General features: G+C 48.9%; 15 protein-coding genes. 11 read left to right on the top strand and 4 right to left on the bottom strand.

The window, feature by feature from the left end:
• The first annotated feature begins 314 nt into the window (after nt 1-314).
• Nucleotides 315-950: an FMN-dependent NADH-azoreductase gene (locus MHB72_RS18605; RefSeq protein WP_020452970.1), complete on the top strand. Its 636-nt coding sequence runs from the start codon at nt 315-317 to the stop codon at nt 948-950.
• A 31-nt stretch (nt 951-981) separates the two neighbouring features.
• On the opposite strand, the gene MHB72_RS18600 is transcribed toward MHB72_RS18605, so the two are convergent.
• Entirely contained in the window at nt 982-2,031 is a 1,050-nt protein-coding gene (locus tag MHB72_RS18600) for an oxidoreductase (RefSeq protein WP_048350124.1), read from the bottom strand.
• A gap of 183 nt (nt 2,032-2,214) precedes the next feature.
• On the opposite strand from MHB72_RS18600, the gene MHB72_RS18595 reads away from it, so the two are divergent.
• From MHB72_RS18595 to MHB72_RS18585, 3 genes are all read left to right on the top strand, one after another.
• Nucleotides 2,215-3,393, top strand: coding sequence for an amidase (locus MHB72_RS18595; RefSeq protein ID WP_025810754.1), 1,179 nt, complete (start codon nt 2,215-2,217; stop codon nt 3,391-3,393).
• Nucleotides 3,394-3,507: 114 nt separating this feature from the next.
• On the top strand, nt 3,508-3,987 hold the full coding sequence (locus MHB72_RS18590) for a MarR family transcriptional regulator (protein ID WP_254121973.1): 480 nt from the start codon (nt 3,508-3,510) through the stop codon (nt 3,985-3,987).
• A gap of 16 nt (nt 3,988-4,003) precedes the next feature.
• Nucleotides 4,004-4,459, top strand: a complete 456-nt coding sequence (locus tag MHB72_RS18585) for a metallopeptidase (protein WP_105979781.1) — start codon at nt 4,004-4,006, stop codon at nt 4,457-4,459.
• Here MHB72_RS18585 and MHB72_RS18580 read toward each other — a convergent pair.
• Together MHB72_RS18580 and MHB72_RS18575 are read right to left on the bottom strand one after the other, a co-directional pair.
• Nucleotides 4,456-5,676: a cytochrome P450, cyclodipeptide synthase-associated gene (locus MHB72_RS18580; RefSeq protein WP_216919493.1), complete on the bottom strand. Its 1,221-nt coding sequence runs from the start codon at nt 5,674-5,676 to the stop codon at nt 4,456-4,458. The two genes, MHB72_RS18585 and MHB72_RS18580, sit on opposite strands and share 4 nt — an antisense overlap.
• The gene (locus MHB72_RS18575; RefSeq protein WP_025810757.1) at nt 5,673-6,422 is read right to left on the bottom strand and encodes a tRNA-dependent cyclodipeptide synthase; all 750 of its coding nucleotides are present in this window, start codon (nt 6,420-6,422) and stop codon (nt 5,673-5,675) included. Before MHB72_RS18575 ends, MHB72_RS18580 begins: the two co-directional genes overlap by 4 nt.
• A gap of 525 nt (nt 6,423-6,947) precedes the next feature.
• On the opposite strand from MHB72_RS18575, the gene MHB72_RS18570 reads away from it, so the two are divergent.
• A complete protein-coding gene (locus MHB72_RS18570) occupies nt 6,948-8,174 on the top strand; it encodes an MFS transporter (RefSeq protein ID WP_216919495.1) in 1,227 nt (408 codons plus the stop codon).
• Between the two features lie 19 nt (nt 8,175-8,193).
• Here MHB72_RS18570 and MHB72_RS18565 read toward each other — a convergent pair whose 3' ends face one another.
• A complete protein-coding gene (locus MHB72_RS18565) occupies nt 8,194-9,393 on the bottom strand; it encodes an MFS transporter (protein ID WP_216919497.1) in 1,200 nt (399 codons plus the stop codon).
• A 357-nt stretch (nt 9,394-9,750) separates the two neighbouring features.
• Here MHB72_RS18565 and MHB72_RS18560 point away from each other — a divergent pair, with 357 nt between their 5' ends.
• The 6 genes from MHB72_RS18560 (at nt 9,751) to MHB72_RS18535 (ending at nt 16,433) form a co-directional block, all read left to right on the top strand.
• Entirely contained in the window at nt 9,751-11,820 is a 2,070-nt protein-coding gene (locus MHB72_RS18560) for a bifunctional aldolase/short-chain dehydrogenase (protein WP_216919499.1), read from the top strand.
• Between the two features lie 54 nt (nt 11,821-11,874).
• Entirely contained in the window at nt 11,875-12,264 is a 390-nt protein-coding gene (locus MHB72_RS18555; protein ID WP_023856290.1) for a sensory rhodopsin transducer, read from the top strand.
• Nucleotides 12,257-13,477, top strand: a complete 1,221-nt coding sequence (rhaI, locus tag MHB72_RS18550) for an L-rhamnose isomerase (protein ID WP_020452959.1) — start codon at nt 12,257-12,259, stop codon at nt 13,475-13,477. Before MHB72_RS18555 ends, rhaI begins: the two co-directional genes overlap by 8 nt.
• Entirely contained in the window at nt 13,474-14,955 is a 1,482-nt protein-coding gene (locus MHB72_RS18545) for a rhamnulokinase (RefSeq protein WP_101561468.1), read from the top strand. Before rhaI ends, MHB72_RS18545 begins: the two co-directional genes overlap by 4 nt.
• Nucleotides 14,956-15,034: 79 nt before the next feature.
• The gene (locus MHB72_RS18540; protein ID WP_020452957.1) at nt 15,035-15,796 is read left to right on the top strand and encodes a DeoR/GlpR family DNA-binding transcription regulator; all 762 of its coding nucleotides are present in this window, start codon (nt 15,035-15,037) and stop codon (nt 15,794-15,796) included.
• An 85-nt stretch (nt 15,797-15,881) separates the two neighbouring features.
• Entirely contained in the window at nt 15,882-16,433 is a 552-nt protein-coding gene (locus tag MHB72_RS18535) for a DJ-1/PfpI family protein (protein WP_003185255.1), read from the top strand.
• Nucleotides 16,434-16,445: the final 12 nt, after the last annotated feature.

Raw genomic sequence — 16,445 nt, 5'->3', positions numbered from 1 at the left:
CGTTCCTTTTTTTATTCGTGAATTGCAAGCAGAATGAAAGTATTTGCAGGCGATCAGACTGCTGAACGAAAGTATCAATTAACGCTTTTGATCCAGCCGTTAGTGCAAAAATGCGAAACAGGCGATCAGCAATGTGTGCAAACTGCGTCGTAAAACTTCCGTATGGGAAGTTTGCATCCTGTCTGCGAGCTATTCCCGGCTATACGTTTTTGGACCGGCGGATGATTCCAGCATAAGCCGAGTTTTTCTGAATATTTGCCTGAAAACGTCCCATACTATCCAATAACAATACAAAAAGGCAGGTAGCAAAAGAGATGACAAAAACCCTTTACATTACCGCTCACCCGCATGACGAAAGGGCATCATACAGCATGGCGGCGGGAAAAGCTTTTATCGAATCTTACAAAGAAGCTCATCCGGATGATGAAGTCATACATCTTGATCTTTACAAGGAGAACATTCCGCAGATTGATGCGGATGTTTTCAGCGGCTGGGGAAAATTGCAGTCGGGATCGGGATTTGAACAGCTTTCTGAACACGAAAAGGCAAAAGTCGGCCGTTTGAATGAGCTGAGCGAGCAATTTATCGCGGGAGACAAATACGTGTTTGTCACGCCGCTTTGGAATTTCTCTTTTCCGCCGGTGATGAAAGCGTACTTTGATGCGGTCGCTGTAGCGGGAAAGACGTTTAAATATACCGAACAGGGACCGATCGGGCTGTTAACCGATAAAAAAGCCCTGCACATCCAGGCGAGAGGCGGCTACTATTCAGAAGGGCCGGCTGCGGAACTTGAGATGGGGCACCGCTATATCAGCATCATGATGCAGTTTTTCGGAGTGCCGGAATTTGAAGGTTTATTTATAGAAGGGCATAATGCAGAGCCGGATAAAGCCGAAGAAATTAAACGAAATGCAATTGCCCGCGCCAAAGAATTGGGCCGGACCTTTTGAAAAAACCGCGGACGTGATCCGCGGTTTTATTTTATTTGTGTAAGAACACCGTTTGATTCGTTTCGCTGCTTTTTTGCGCGGCTTCGATGATGCGGATGACGTCGCGTCCTTCTTCAGCCGTGACAGGCAGGCTGCCGCCTTCAAGAATACTTGAAGCAAGCTGCTTGTAATAGGTTAAGTATGAACCCGGGATGCTTTCCACTGTTTCCTTAATGACCTCGTCACCTTCGACTGTGGCCAGTTCCCCGTAATATTTGGGTTGATCGGCTCCCCACTCATCGCCTGCAGGTTTTTGACCCGCTCTGAGTGCATCCTCCTGGCCGTCGATACCATACTTAATAAAGCTTCCTTTTGAACCGTGGATTTGGTAGCGGGGACCGTTGGCCGGAACAATCGAACCCGAGTGGAGAATCACTTGGCGCTGATCATAGTGAAGGACGACATGGAAGTAATCGTCTGTTTCCGCATTGGCTCTTTGAGCGGTCACTTGAGCGGTGACGCTGTTTGGCATGCCGAATAAATGAAGCACCTGATCGATCAGGTGTGAACCCAAATCGTACAGTGCGCCTGAGCCCGGTCCTTTCTGCTCTCTCCAGCGCTGTCTGACATTCGGCCGGAACCGGTCGTAGGAGGCGTGGAATGTGTTAACCTCTCCGAGGCGCCCTTCTTTGATGAGCTGTTTGATCGTCAAAAAGTCGTTATCCCATCTTCGGTTGTGGTAGACGCTGAGAAGCACCCCTTTTTCTTTCGCGGCATTGATGAGCTTTTCAGCTTCTTCCGCTGTTGCCGTCATCGGTTTTTCCAGGACGACATGCTTTCCGGCGCGGATGCACTCTTTCGCCATTTCGTAATGAAGGCCGCTCGGCGTGGTCACGATGACGAGATCAATGTCAGGGTCATTTGTGATGTCTTCGATCGAGCTGACGGCTTCTGTTTCGGGGAGGTCTTGTTTGACTTGTTCTTTTCTTGAAGTCATCACCTTTCGAATCTCAAAATCTTCTAACACAGATAATAAAGGCGCATGAAACACCGAACCTGACAAACCGTATCCTAATATTCCTGTGCGAACCTTGTTCACCATTCATTCTCCTCTCCCATGTTCGTTTTTAATATGTAATTAACACACCTTTATTTTACCCTGTTTGCCTATAGGAACAAACCTAAAGACCTTTTTCAACCGGAGAACGGAAGATTTTGTCACAATTTTGTTCAATTTGAAGAGGTGTCCGGTTATCGTTAAAAACAAAAAGAGGGGATTTTGAAAATGGAGTATGATTGGGGCGCTTTTATGAACAAGGATTTGGCTGTCGAGCCGGCATCAGCTGAAGGAAGCTTGAAAAACCTTTCGTTTGCGGTAAAGGATGTGTTTGCGGTAGAAGGCCATACAAATGCGGCGGGAAATCCTGATTGGCTGAGGACGCACGAACCTGCCGAAAAAAACGCGGAAGCCGTTGACTTGCTGCTGCGTGAAGGGGCAAGGCTTAAAGGTGCTGCTCACACGGATGAGCTGATGTACAGCCTTGACGGAGAAAATGTCCATTATGGTACGCCAGTCAATCCTTGTGCCAAGGACAACATTCCTGGAGGATCTTCAAGCGGTTCGGCCGTGGCGGCAGCTTCCGGCATGGCCGATTTTGCCCTTGGAACAGACACCGGAGGGTCTGTCAGAATCCCTTCTTCCTACTGCGGAATTTTCGGATTTCGGCCGACGCACGGCGAGGTGCCGGTTAATGGAGTCATACCGCTGGCGAAAAGCTTTGACACTGTCGGATGGATGTCAAAAGATATCGGAATTCTTCATGCGGCAGGCCGCGTCCTGCTTAGCGGACAGGAGGAGGCAGGGGCCTGTTTCAAGCGGATTTATTTTGAAAAAGAGGCGTGGAGCCTGCTTGAAGAAAGCGACCGGACACAAGTATACGCTCATGCATTAGGCCTGATAGACGGCGAATTCGACTGGTGCATTGCCGCTGACGGAGGCCTCGCGGAATGGGCGGAGATGTTCAAGTTGCTGCAGGGTCTGGATATTTGGGAGGAGCATGGAGCTTGGATCGAGCGCACAAATCCAGTGTTCGGCTCTGGAATCGCAGAAAGATTTGAATGGACGTCAAGTCTTAGGAAAAGCGATCATGAGCATGTGTTTATGAAAAGAGAAGCGGTGAAAAGGAGACTGTCGGAATGGCTCGCGGAAGACGGCTTACTCGTCATTCCAACTGCTCCCGGCACGCCGCCGCTCCGCGGGCTGCCGGAAAACGAATTACATGAGAGAAGGGCGCGCACGATGAAACTGACGTGTATTGCCGGGCTTGGCGGGCTTCCGCAGATTACCGTTCCGTTACCGGCAAAAAACGGCGAGCCTTTGGGGCTTTCATTCATCGCCGGCCGCAAACAGGACCTGAAGCTTCTGGCTTGGACTGAAAAGCACGTGTTATCTCTTCAAGTATGAGGGAAGCATATGCTGCGGATCTTTTCTGCATCATATGCTTTTTGCTTGCTTCAATTATTGTTAACTGGTAAACTATTAAACAGTTAACCGGTTAACGATGATGAAAAGGATATGATGATCGTGGAAAACAAGACGTATGAGCAAGCATTTCAAGCCGTTCAGGATTTTATTCTCAAAAGAGAAAAGCGGGCTCAGCATGAACAGCAGGCGCTCGCAAAGGAAGCTTTTCAAGAAGTCGACAGCATCCGGAAGCATTGGACACTGACCCAGCTTCACATTATCTCGCTTATCAGCGAAAACGAGGCAGACGTCAACAACGCTTTCCTGGCAGCAAAACTTCAAATATCAAAAGCGGCAGTGACAAAAGCGGTCAATGTGCTTACAAAGCACGGGATGATCGAATCGCACAAAAAACCGAACAACAACAAAGAATTGTATTACAGATTAACAGACGAGGGGAAGAAACTGGCCGACATTCATGACAGGATGCACGAAATTGCAAAGCAGCACTATATCGAGCTGTTTGAGCGGTTTTCCGAATCCGAGCTGGAAACCATCATCCGCTTTTTAAACGAATGGTCAAAACACATTTAATCAAGAGGAGAAGCGAATGAATAAAAGTGAAGCCCAACAGTTTTTAAGCAGCATGTATCAGGACATCTTGAGTGAAATGAATACTGAAAAAATTCCCGATTACTTCAGCGAGAATTATGTTCAAGTAACCGACGGCAGTCAAATTGACCTTGTGCAGTTTAAAGATCACATGAGGACGCTGAAAAAGGTTGCCCGCACCATAACGGTGTCGCCCTTTCATGAGTTTTTGTTTGACGAGCGACTGCAAAGCGCAGCGGTCAGGTATACGGTCAATGTTGTCAAAACAAACGGAGACCGGGGGAGAATTGAAATCATCGCGATGTTTAAAATGAATGGTTTTAAAATCGTTCAATGCCACGAACTTTCACATGCGATCGAAGGGAAGGAGGATTTTGAAGAGCTGGCGAAGATCAGTGAAGCGGCAATTGAAAAAGCCTCCTCTCGGGAGGAGAAGGCTTTTTCACAAGATTAATGTTTCGTATCAAATCTGATGTTGAGCGAGACGGGGCCGCGTGTGTAAAGGCCTGTCTCACGGTAAACGAAGTCTTCCTCCAGCTGGATATTCTTCAGCTGATCCAGGACGATATTTGCGACAAGCTCGATTTCCGTCTTCGCAAACCCCGCTCCTACACAGTTGTGGACGCCTGAACCGAATGCGAGATGCCTGGCAGCACCGCTGAATGCGCTTTTGACTTCCAGGTCGGTGCGATGGATGTTGAACTCGTCTGGCTCCTCAAACGCTTCAGGATCGCGATTTGCCGCGCCTATCATGCAAAATACAGTCGTCCCTTCTTTGAGCTCGACTCCGCCGATCACCGCGTCCTGTGAAAGCTGGCGCGGGATGAGCTGCACCGGCGGCTTGTAGCGCAGCGTCTCTGCGATGGCCTGAGGCAGGAGCGTGCGGTCTTCCAGCACGTCATTCATTTGATCGGGATGATGAAGCAAATGATAAATCATTAATGCGAGCGTCTTGTCCGCCGGTTCCGTGGCGGCAAGTAATATATTGAGAATCAGCGCGCGGATGTCGCGGTCAGACATCGCTACTCCCTCGTATTCGGAAGTGCAAAGGATGGATATTAAATCATGGCCGGGGTTTTTGCGCCTTTCCTCGATAATCGGATTCAAATATTCAGCGAGCTGTTCACTGCATTTAAGGGAATGCTCCCGGTCCTCAGGCGCCTGATTCAAACTGGTAATGAAATCGGCCACGCCGCTGTGCCAGTTTCTCACTGTTTGGTGGTCGTTCTTGTCCAAACCTAAAATGTCCATCGTCACACAAACGGCGAACGTTTTGCCGAAATCATTGACAAGGTCGATCCGCCCTTTCTCAAGATGAGGGGCCAAAAGCCTTTGTGCATTATCTTTAATGAGCGGCGTGAGGTGATCAAGGGATTCCCCGATAAAACGGCGCAGAACGATTCTCCTTTTCGCCGTGTGCTCTTTGCCTTTCATTTGGGCGAGCACAGGTCCGCGCATGACGGGCTCGGCCCGTTTGGCAAGCGATTTCGTTGTAAAGACGTCCTGATTCTGGAGCACGCGGCGCACATCCTGGTAGCGGCTGATAAAATAGCTGTCCAGCGATTCTTCATAATGGACGGGATCAGATTCCCGAAGGTATGAGAAATATTGATACGGATTCTCGTGATATTGTTCTGACAACACGGTGAAGGTTTTTAGCGATTGATTCATACTCGTTCCTCCTGCATGCTTTTATATTCCACACTTTCGTCCGATTCGGAAACCATAAGATATCCTTGATTTGGGCGCATTTTGACGGCAAATTCATGACGGGAGATCTGTTCGCCGAGCTTCCATGGACGGTGATAAGCAAGAAGCGTCTCTTCGACGCCTAAAATATCAGGGGCGGCGATGAAAAACGGAAGTTCAGCGATGACGTATTCAACAGCCAGCTCCAGCATGGCGGCGCTGACCTCCTGGACATCCATCCGAATGCCCCGGGCCCGTCCGAGGATCGCCGCATGCGACATCTCCAGGCAGGCTTTGCGGAAATGCGGCTGGTCAAAAAAGGCGTCTTCGACTTCCATCCGCAAACGCTGGTATGCGGTCTGGTTCGCGAAATCGGAAAATGTATGAATGGCCTCGGGGTTGCCGCCATGCGCTTCCAACGCCTTTTCAGCGAATCTCCGGTTCCGTGAGACTTCTTTCCTGACTTTCCGTTCGGCCTTCCCATTCGGGGTGCCGAGCGCTTCGAGAAGGTTGGCTGCTTCCTTTCCGGCTAAAAGCACGGATACATGTTGAAATTCACGGACGGCCCAGCCGATAAGCCGATGAATGTAATCTTCGGAAAATCGGCTGTTAAACGGGCTGATGCCAATGAGAACATGGCGTCTGCGTTTTAGTATTTCATTGCAGTTTCGGGTAAGAGTTTCAGTTTTGAATGGCCGGTGTTTGCTCTCCATTGTAAGCTCTGTCATTGATTTCCTCCTTAACGGACATAGAATGACTTCTTTTGCAATCAATGATGGGATACGTGCGGTTTATCGAGCTGGGAATAGGCTGGTCTCAACTTCACGATGAATCGAGAAGAATAAGCGATGGTGCGGGTCATGATGAAGGGGTATCACATTTGTTCAATAGTTAAAGCAGGGCAAGAGTTTGAGCTCAAAATCAGGCAAGGTACAGCATAAAAGTTTACTAGTAAACAATAGTCATTTTATCCCTATCTTTTCCAGTTGTCAACACAAATCAAATTCAAAATATGAAAATATTCGTAACGTTTTTTGTGAATCTGAGGAATTTTGATCAGAAGGAACCTTTTTTTAAGGCGTTTTTCGAGTGAAGAAACCCGATAAGTAAAAAGTTTGTAAAAACTTTAAAGCTGCAGTAAGAAATGTTCATTGACATTGATAAAGGAGTCATCTACAATTAATATTGTTAACCAGTGAACGATATTGAAGGAATTGTTAACGAATAAACAAAAACAAGGCAGGCGGTTTGACATGAGACCAATGAAATTAAATGCTTCTTTCATTATGTATTTTGTGTGTATCAGCGCCTTTTTCGCATCGTTGAATCAAAATATTTATTCACCCATCATTCCGTTAATCAGAGATTCGTTTCACGTTTCCGTATCGATGGTCAACCTGTCCGTCTCGCTGTTCATCTTCATTACAGCTGTGATGCAGATCATTGTCGGCTCAATTGTCGACTTTAAAGGATCGAGGTTTGTGATGATGGCGAGCATGATCGTAACGGTCATTGCTACAATCGGCTGCGCCGTCGCACGGGACTTTGGACTGTTTCTTTTTTTCAGGGTGTTGCAGGCTTTAGGGACGGCAGCGCTTCCATTAATTGCGGCAACCACAATCGGATCTCTGTTCCAGGGAACGAAGCGGGGCAGTGCGATGGGGACTTATCAAATGCTGCTTTCCCTTGCACCGGCAGCGGCACCTATTCTCGGCGGTTTTATCGGGGAGCGCTATAATTATCCGGGAATTTTTTGGTTTTTGACAGTCTTGTCTGTTCTTTTGCTTTTCGGAAATGCGTTTTGCTTTCCGCAGAGCCATGCGGAGAAAAAGACCAATCTCAGCGCGGGCAGCCTGTTGTCGCATTATAAGGATATTTTCAAAAACAGGACGGGAAATGCCGTTTTGATATTAAGCTATCTTCTTTTCTTTATTTATTTTTCAGTGATCGTATATTTGCCGATTTTGCTGACTGATCATTATCACCTTGATCTGCAGATCGTCGGCTTGCTGTATTTGCCGATAGCGGTCAGTACGGTTGCCGGCAGCGTGCTGTTTAAGTGGATACAAAAGAGATTGTCGCTCGGACGCCTGTTTCTGATCGGCAATCTGACCGCCGCGGCCAGCGTCGTCTGTTTTGGCTTTACCCACTCGTTTTCACTTTTCGCGTTGTCGGCGGCCCTCGTTCTTTTCGGCGTCACGATGGGGCTGATCCCGCCGCTGTTCTCTACGATGATGGCAAATGAATTTGATGAGAACCGCGGCAGTGCGATGGGCATGTTTAATTTTATCAGGTATACGGGAATGGCCTGCGGTCCTGTTCTATCAGGCGTGTTATTAGGAATGTCATCTTCTGTTTTCGTTTTCGGCTGTTTCGGCATCGTCTATGCCGCGTCCGCCCTTTTGATGATCGCGATCATGCGGAAAGCAGCTCAGACAAAGACGCTGCAAGAACCAAACAAAAAAGCTGCCAGGTCTTAAAACCGGGCAGCTTTTTTAATTACAGATCCGTTCTCCACATTTCTTCTTTCACTTGTCTTTTCTCAGACACAAAGGCGAACATCGTCAGCGTCAGTCCGCACATGGTCATAAGCGCACCGCCTGTGGCAAGGTATGTGTAGGACTCTGATGCATGAAGAATGAGTCCGCCGATCCATGCGCCGAGCGCGTTGGCCAAGTTAAATGCAGCGATGCTGACAGAGGTGGCGATCGTTGTTCCGTGTTCAGACGCAGCCACGACCTTTGTTTGCAAAAGGGGCACCGTTCCGAAAGCGCCGGCTCCGAATAAAAACGTCACGATGATGGCGCCGGCAGGGTGTCCGCTGACAAAAGGGAAGGCCGCAAGGATCGCCATGAGCGCGATCATCACGCCGATCATGGAGCGGGTTAACAGGTGAAACGGCACCTTTCCGGCGTAGAAATTGCCGACGACTCCGCCAAATCCGTAGGCGAAAAGGGCGGCTGTAATGCCGAGGCTGCCAAAACCGGTAGAATGCCGCAGCATCGGTTCAATAAACGTGTAGGCGATGAATACACCTGAATAGCCGAAAATTGTGATAGCAAAAGAGAAAAGAACTTGTTTATTTTTAAACACATCCCATTCATGGATCAATTTAGGGACGACTTTCGGTTTTCTGTGCGGCACCGTCAGCCAAATGCCGGCGAGGCCGATCAATCCGAGGCATGCGATCATCAGAAAAACGATCCGCCAGTTGAAAAGGTCGCCTAAATAAGAACCGAACGGAACGCCGAGCATCAGGGCGATGGTCAAGCCGCCGTTCATTGAAGCGGCAGCGGCGGCCCGCTTTTCGGGCGGTACCATTTCGCTGACGAACACCATCGTCGTTGCAAAAAATGCGCCATGAATGGAAGCGGATAGGATTCTTGAGATCAACAAAACGGTGAAGTTCGGCGCCAGGAAACTGAGCGCATTCGACAGTACAAACACACTCATCAAGCCGATCAATACCGGTTTTCGCGGCATTTTTACCGACAATATGGTGACGATCGGCCCCGTCAGACAAACGCTTCCCGCATATGCCGTTACCAATAAGCCGGTAGATGAAATCGGAACAAAGAGATCCTTTGAAATGGAAGTCAATATACCCATAACGACGTACTCTGTAAAGCCGATAGAAAATGTGCAAATCATAAAAATTGCGATAATCAGTTTGACTGGTGCGTGCAGTGTTTTATTCATCCTGACCCCTCCTTTTAAAAAACATGAGTTTATATATTAAAAGATTAAAAGCCGATTTTCAATCGTTTGTTGTGGATCAATATGTTCCCAAAACGGTTAGCCGGCGGGACAAAAAGCGTCATCATCATGATGCCAGCGCTTTCTTAAAATCTGACATTTTATTTTCAAAGGTTAAAACATTCCACATTCCTGCCCCCCTACGGCTGCCTGCTGTTGGGGGTTTTTTATTTATAGACCGATTGAAACAGCTCTATCATAAAATGGCTTCTGAAAAAAGCGCTTACAAAACAAAACAAAATATGTTACCCTTTAAACAAACATATTCAAAAATAAACAAACAAAAACGGAGTGATACGTATGGTGGAATATTTATGGTCAGAAACTGAGGCTGCATCGCTGCGCCCGGGTCTTGACGAACTCGTCTACCGTTCCAACCTGATCGGCTCTGACCGATCGGTCTGCAACTGGGGCGGGGGAAACACATCGATGAAAACGACGGAAAAGGATTTTAGGGGCAGGGACATCGAGGTGATGTGGGTGAAAGGCAGCGGCTCGGACTTGGCGACGATGTCAGCGGGCCAATTTACCGGGCTGAGGCTCGATGATATTCGTCCGCTGATGGAACGGAGCAGCATGACCGATGAAGAAATGACGGCATATTTGTCCCATTGCATGATGGACGGAAAGCACCCGCGGCCGTCGATCGAAACGCTTCTTCATGCTTTTTTGCCGTTTCCGCATGTCGATCACACCCACCCCGATGCGATCATCAGCATCTGCTGCGCTGATAATGGAAAAGAGATCGCAGAGGAGATATTCGGCAGCCGCTTTGTATGGGTGCCTTATGTCAGACCGGGCTTCGCTTTATCGAAGCTGATAGCAGAAGGTGTGAAAAACAACCCGAATGCAGAGCTTGTTTTAATGGAGAAGCATGGGCTCGTCACCTGGGGGGAAGCGGCGAAAGAAAGCTATGATCAGACGATTGCTGTGATTCGCGAAGCGGAAGCATACATTAAAAGCCGTTCAGAAGATCATCAGCCGTTTGGCGGACAGATGGTCGAGCCGCTTGCACCGGAGGACCGGAAACGGATTTTAGCCGATATCTTGCCAATTATCCGCGGCGCTGTCAGCGGAGAGAAACGCATGCTGCTCACATGGTGCGATGCTGATGATGTACTCGAATTCACGAACAGCAGGCGCGCTCCATCGCTTTCACAGGTCGGCGCCGCATGTCCGGATCACCTTGTGCATACAAAGCGGACGCCTGCCTATATTCCGTGGAATCCCGCTGAACAGGACACAGAGAAGCTGGTCGAACGGATCAAAACCGAGATTGCTAGGTTTAAAGAATCGTATGCCGCCTATTTTCAAAGAAACCGGCATGAAGGAGACGAGATGTTTGAACCGGCGCCGCGCGTGATGCTAATCCCGGGAATCGGCATGGTGGCAGCAGGTAAAAGCCTGGCGATGGCAAAGGTCAGCCGAGATTTATATCGGCGGGCGATTGCTGTCATGAAGGGAACAGAAGTCCTTGGAAACTTTGTATCTCTAAATGAGGAGGAATCCTACAATGTCGAATATTGGCCGCTTGAGCTTTATAAATTAACGCTTGCTCCGCCGGAAGCCGAATTTTCCCGCAAGATCGCATTTGTGACGGGAGGAGCGGGCGGAATCGGCAGCGAGACCTGCCGCCGCCTTGCTTCAGAAGGTGCGCATGTTGCTGTTGCTGACATTAATATAGAAGGTGCAGAAAAAACAGCCGCAGAGATTAATGAACAATACGGTGCGGAACGAGCATCCGCCGTCCGTATGGATGTGACGAAAGAAGAGGACGTTCAGGCGGCATTCGAGGAAATCGTCCTTAATTACGGCGGGATCGACATTCTCGTCAACAACGCGGGGCTTGCGACATCCAGCCCGCTTGATGAAACGACTCTCGAAGAATGGAATTTGAATATGAATGTACTTGGAACAGGATATTTTCTCGTCGCCAGAGAAGCTTTTAAGCAAATGAAAAGACAGGGTTCAGGCGGCAGCATGGTGTTTATCGGCTCGAAAAATTCCGTTTATGCAGGCAAAAACGCTTCGGCATACAGCTCTGCAAAAGCGCTTGAGGTTCATTTGGCGAGATGCATCGCCGCTGAAGGCGGACCGTATGGAATCCGCGTGAATTCAGTGCTTCCGGATGCGGTGCTTCAAGGGTCGGCCATCTGGGACTCCAAGTGGCGCGAAGAAAGAGCCGCCGCTTACGGGATTGAACCCGATCGGCTTGAAGAGCATTACCGCAAACGTACGACTCTTTCCGTCAACATTTATCCCGCCGACATCGCCGAAGCGATCGCTTATTTCGCTTCAGAAAAAACGGCAAAAACGACGGGATGCATGCTGACGGTTGACGGGGGAGTGCCGGCCGCATTTTCAAGGTAATTGGAAAGGAACGGCTTCGGCCGTCCTTTCAGAAAACAAAGGGGGAAAAGGGAGATGAAGGGCGAGACCCACTGGATCATACCGGACGGTTTTATTCCTCCGGAAAGTTCCGGAAGCTTGACGAGCCATGAAGCCATCTGTGTTTTAAATTGCCATGAAGAAGACGCAAACCTTGCGATCACAGTATACTTTGAAGACCGTCCGCCGCTCGAAGGCATTCCCGAGACGGTTCAGGGCAAGAGAACGAAGCATATTCGCACAAGTTCTTTGCACCGAGCAGGAGAACGCATTCCTGAAAATGTTCCTTATGCGATCGAGATCGCAAGCGATGTACCTGTGATCGTCCAGTACAGCCGGCTGGACACAACCCAGCCGGAACTTGCGTTAATGTCAACCATGGCATATCCGTTAAAAACAAGGGGGAAGGGTGTACATGATGAATGACCGGGCTTACGCTTTATTTGAAGAACAGCAGAAAGACAGAGGCATCAGCCTTTCTGAAGTAAAGGAAAAATTGAAAGCGCTTAAAATCGAGACGCCTTCATGGGGATACGGGGACTCGGGCACGCGCTTCAAAGTGTTTCAGCAAGAGGGCGTACCGAGGGATCCATTTGAAAAAATGGAAGATGCATCAGTCGTTCACAAATTAACCGGAACTTGTCCTTCCGTCGCCATCCATATTCCGTGGGATCAAGTTGATGATTACGGAAAGCTGAAAGCGCACGCCGAGCAGCTTGGCCTTGCCGTCGGCGCCGTGAATCCGAACTTGTTCCAGGACGATGACTACAAATTCGGAAGCGTCACAAACGTTAAAGCGGACATTCGCCAAAAAGCGACTGAGCAATTGCTCGAATGCGTCGATATTGCAAAACAAACAGGATCCAAGGAAATCAGTCTCTGGCTTGCCGACGGAACCAACTATCCCGGTCAGGGCGACATCAGAAAACGGAAAAATTGGATGTATGAGTGTCTGGCTGAAGTATACGAAGCGCTTGACGATGATATGCGGCTCTTGATTGAATACAAGTTTTTTGAGCCGGCATTTTATCATACAGACCTGGCGGATTGGGGGATGGCTTACAATTTGGCGCAAAAGCTCGGGCCGAAGGCTGAGGTGCTCGTCGACACCGGCCACCATCCCCAAGGGACGAACATCGAGCACATTGTCGCTTATTTGCTTGACGAAAAACGTCTCGGAGGCTTTCATTTCAACAGCCGCAAATACGCTGATGACGATTTGATCGCAGGCGCGCACAACCCGTACGAACTGTTTCTCATTTTTTATCAAATTTTGGACGCCTGCCGCGATTCCGACCCGAATGTCCGGAAGACGGCCGAACATATTTCGTATATGCTTGATCAATGCCATAATCTCGAACCTAAAATCCCGGCTGTACTGCGCTCGGTCATGAATGTGCAGACTCAATTTGCAAAAGCGCTTTTGATCAACTTCGATGAAGTGAAGAAAGCGCAGGAAAATCATGACGTTCTTGCCGCAGAGGCTGCGATCCGCGAAGCATTTGAAATTGACGTCAAACCGCTCCTTTACGCCGTGCGGGAGGAAATGAACGTCCCGCCTGATCCGCTCAAAGCTTATGCGGAAAGCGGGTATGCGGAGAAAATACTGGCACGCGGCAAAGGCGGTGCAAGCTGGTGACGATTCTCGCTTTTGATCTTGGTGCGTCGAGCGGCAGAGCTTATGCAGGTCATGTGGACGGCGGTCTGATCAAAGCGGAGGAAATTCACCGTTTTCCAAATCAGCCCGTTCAGGCGGGAAAACACCTTTATTGGGACATTCTCAGGCTTTATCATGAAATCAAAAAAGGCATTTTAAAGGCGAAAAACGGCTGCGGACGAATCAGCTGTATCGGAATCGATTCTTGGGCGGTTGATGTCGGCTTTCTCGATCGTAACGGAGAGTTGTTGGGGAACCCTTATCATTACCGAGACCCTTACACGGACGGAATGATGATGGAGGTGCTGAATGAAATCGGAAAAGAAGAGCTGTTTTCAAGAACCGGTATTCAACTTTTGCCGTTCAACACCATCTTTCAGCTCCGGGCGCTGAAAAAAGCGAATTCTCCGCTGTTGGAACACGCGGAAACGCTTTTAATGATTCCTGATTTGCTGCGCTATTTTTTAACGGGCGAGAAAAAAAGCGAGTTTACAAATGCGACGACAACTCAGCTGTTCAACCCGAAAACGTCAGATTGGGATTGGGAGCTCATCAGCCTTATGGGACTCCCGGCCAATATTTTTCCGAAGGATATAGCAAAACCAGGAAGCGAAGCGGGGAGGCTGTCACAATCAGTGTGCAGCGAATTGTCGGTGCCTGCCGTACCGGTCATTGCCGTCGGCGAACATGACACGGCTTCTGCAGTTGTCGGCGTTCCCGCTGAAACGGAAGACTTTGCATATTTGATTTGCGGCACCTGGTCGCTGATTGGAACTGAACTTGACACTCCGCTGATGTCAAAACAGGCGCTCGATTGGAATTTTACAAATGAGGGCGGTGCCGGCGGTACATTCCGCTTTTTAAAAAACATTATGGGATTGTGGCTGTTCCAGCGCTGTCAGGCGGATTGGGAAAAAGACGGGATCAGCTATTCGAGCGTCGAGCTTGTCAAACTTGTCGGACAGTCGGAAGCATTCAGGTCGGCGGTTGACCCGGATGACCCGATGTTTCTTAATCCCGTGCATATGCCTGAGGCGATCAGGGAGTATTGCCGTGCAACTGGGCAGCACGTGCCGGAAACGCCCGGACAGATGATCCGCTGCGTGCTGGAAAGCCTTGCGTTTAAATACCGGTTTACGCTTGAACGGATTGAAACATTGACAGGAAAAGAATATGACGGACTTCACATGGCGGGCGGAGGGATTCGAAATGAACTGCTGTGCCAATACACGGCGAATGTACTGGCCAGAAATGTATGGGCCGGACCGTCAGAGGCGAGCGCCATCGGCAACATTGCCGTACAGGCCATCGCACTCGACATGTTTTGGGATATTCAAAGCGCCCGAAAAGCGATCAGGACTTCCTTCCCTCAAAAAACGTATGTACCGGAAGATACAGAAGCGTGGGAGGCGGCATACCGCCGCTATACAAGTCAGATTCTCGGCGCAGCTTCCCGCTGAAAACATTTCCTGTATCGGCGCTGATGCGCTATCATGAAAGTAACAGTGACTTTTACCAAAAAAGGAAGGAAGTAAACGGATGCTTGTAGCTGAAAGACACCAAAAAATCGTCGAGCTTGTCAATCTGCGCTCGAGCGTACGCGTCACAGAACTGAGCGAGCTTTTTTCCGTCACGGAAGAAACGATCAGGCGCGATTTGGAAAAGCTTGAGAAGGAAAATAAGCTGAAAAGAAGTCATGGCGGCGCTGTCAGCGTACAGACCGAAGAAGCGGAGGTGCATTTTCGCGAGCGCGAAATTACAAACGTAAACGAAAAAAAGATGATTGCATTTGAAGCCGTTAAGCACGTGAAAAGCGGGGAACGAATAATTCTTGATGCCAGCACGACGGCATGGTACATGGCAAAAGCGCTTGAAAACATCCCGCTGACCGTCATCACCAATTCAGTCAGAGTCGCGATTGAACTCAGCAAAAAAGAAAAGGTGACGGTCATTTCAACCGGCGGGATGCTGCTGCCGCAATCGATGTCATATGTCGGTCCTTTGGCTGAGCGCTCCCTTGATATGTATCACGTCAACAAAACATTTCTATCTTGCAAAGGCGTCGACCCTGCGAGCGGTTTGAGCGATTCAAACGAAATGCAGGCGCTGTTGAAAAAACGGATGATCGAAATTGCAGACGAAACGATCTTGATGGCGGACAGCAGCAAATTCGGGACCCGTGCTTTCTCGCAAATCGACCGCCTTCATAACGGATACAGGATCATCACAGATTCAGGAATTGACAAAGCAAACCTTGCCCTCTTGAAAGACATTACAGAGACCATCACGATCGTCGGCTGAAACCAAGCTTTTCAAGCACTTGATTTTAAAATCAGGCGCAAATGGGATAAAATAGAAGAGTGAAAAAGGAAAGGAGATGTTTTTGATGGCGAAAAAGATTTTGATCGTAACGGGCGACGCAGTTGAAGCGCTGGAAGTGTATTATCCTTATTACCGCTGTCTTGAAGAGGGCTATGAAACGACGATCGCCGCACCGAAAAAGAAAAAGATTCATACGGTTGTTCATGACTTTCTGGATTGGGATACATACACCGAAAAGCCGGGCTATTTAATTGACGCGCATGCTTCATTTGATGAGATTGATCCGTCCGAATACGACGGTATCATCATTCCGGGCGGACGCGCGCCGGAATTTATCCGGATGTACGATTCCCTGCTGAAAATTGTTGCTCATTTCTTTGAGGAAAATAAACCGGTCGGCGCGATTTGTCACGCGAGCCTGATTTTCACAAGCCTGAGAGAACATCTGAAAGGTCGGGAGCTGACGGCTTACATCGCCTGCAAGCCGGAAGTCGAAGCCGCGGGCGCGACTTATGTAGAGGAGAAGCTTCATGTCGACGCCAATCTGGTCTCAGGCCATGACTGGTCCAATCTGCCGGAGTTTATGAGAGAATTTTTTAAAGCGTTAAACAAATAATATGCAGGGACG

It is taken from the genome of Bacillus sp. FSL K6-1284 (assembly GCF_038002625.1).
In the GTDB taxonomy this organism is placed as follows: Bacteria; Bacillota; Bacilli; order Bacillales; family Bacillaceae; genus Bacillus; species Bacillus paralicheniformis.
The sequence above is the reverse complement of the archived record's forward strand: the minus strand, read 5'-3'. Positions and strand labels throughout refer to the sequence as shown.